Source organism: Atlanticothrix silvestris CENA357, from assembly GCF_016056295.1.
GTDB lineage: Bacteria > Cyanobacteriota > Cyanobacteriia > Cyanobacteriales > Nostocaceae > Atlanticothrix > Atlanticothrix silvestris.
On record NZ_JAECZB010000110.1, the window covers coordinates 1 to 1,293 of the forward strand.

Genomic DNA, 1,293 nt, shown 5'->3' on the forward strand with positions numbered 1-1,293 from the left:
ATACTTTACAAATTGCAATAATACTCGTAACATAAGTTCATAAGGGCGAACAAAAGCGCCTGATACATAGGTAAAACGCTCGCAATCATAAAAAAATGACAACAACCTTACAACAGCGCCAAAGCGCCAATGTATGGGAACAGTTCTGTAACTGGATCACCAACACCAACAACCGCATATACATCGGTTGGTTCGGCGTACTAATGATTCCCGCCTTACTAGCTGCCACCACCTGCTTCATCATCGCCTTCATCGCGGCACCTCCAGTAGACATCGATGGCATCCGCGAACCAGTAGCAGGTTCATTACTCTACGGAAACAACATCATCTCCGGTGCAGTAGTTCCTTCTTCTAACGCTATCGGTTTGCACTTCTACCCCATTTGGGAAGCAGCGTCCTTAGACGAGTGGTTGTACAACGGTGGCCCTTACCAGTTGATAGTTTTCCACTTCCTGATTGGCGTATTCTGCTACTTAGGACGTGAATGGGAACTATCCTACCGCTTAGGAATGCGTCCTTGGATTTGCCTAGCCTTCTCTGCACCAGTAGCAGCAGCAACCGCAGTCTTCCTAATCTACCCAATTGGACAAGGTTCATTCTCAGACGGTATGCCCTTGGGTATCTCCGGAACCTTCAACTTCATGATCGTCTTCCAAGCAGAACACAACATCTTAATGCACCCCTTCCACATGTTGGGTGTAGCTGGTGTATTTGGTGGTAGCTTGTTCTCTGCAATGCACGGTTCTCTTGTAACATCTTCTCTAGTACGTGAAACAACCGAAAGCGAATCACAAAACTACGGTTACAAATTCGGTCAAGAAGAAGAAACCTACAACATCGTAGCTGCTCACGGTTACTTCGGTCGTCTAATCTTCCAATACGCTTCCTTCAACAACAGCCGTTCACTGCACTTCTTCCTAGCTGCTTGGCCTGTCATCGGCATCTGGTTCACAGCCTTGGGTGTAAGCACAATGGCATTCAACCTCAACGGTTTCAACTTCAACCAGTCTGTGATTGATTCTCAAGGTCGCGTCATCGCTACCTGGGCTGATGTCATCAACCGCGCTAACCTGGGTATGGAAGTAATGCACGAGCGTAACGCTCACAACTTCCCTCTCGACTTGGCTGCTGGTGATGTTGCTCCTGTTGCTCTAACCGCACCTGCCATCAACGGTTAATTCTCAAGTATTAAAACTGAATAAAAAAACGCCTCCCAGTTCTGGGGGGCGTTTTTTATGGGTATGTGGTAATTTTCTGTATAATTGCTACTTGGATTGCACAGATCATCATACC

1 protein-coding gene is annotated in these 1,293 nt (G+C 46.9%); it reads left to right on the forward strand.

Annotation, left to right across the window (positions count from 1 at the left end):
* Positions 1-95: 95 nt before the first annotated feature.
* Entirely contained in the window at positions 96-1,178 is a 1,083-nt protein-coding gene (psbA, locus tag I8751_RS28935; RefSeq protein ID WP_214442520.1) for a photosystem II q(b) protein, read from the forward strand.
* The last annotated feature ends 115 nt before the right edge of the window (positions 1,179-1,293 follow it).

What these genes read in the sequence shown, in the direction of transcription:
- psbA (WP_214442520.1), top strand. Translation starts at nt 96, where the DNA reads ATGACAACAACCTTACAACAGCGCCAAAGCGCCAATGTATGGGAACAG.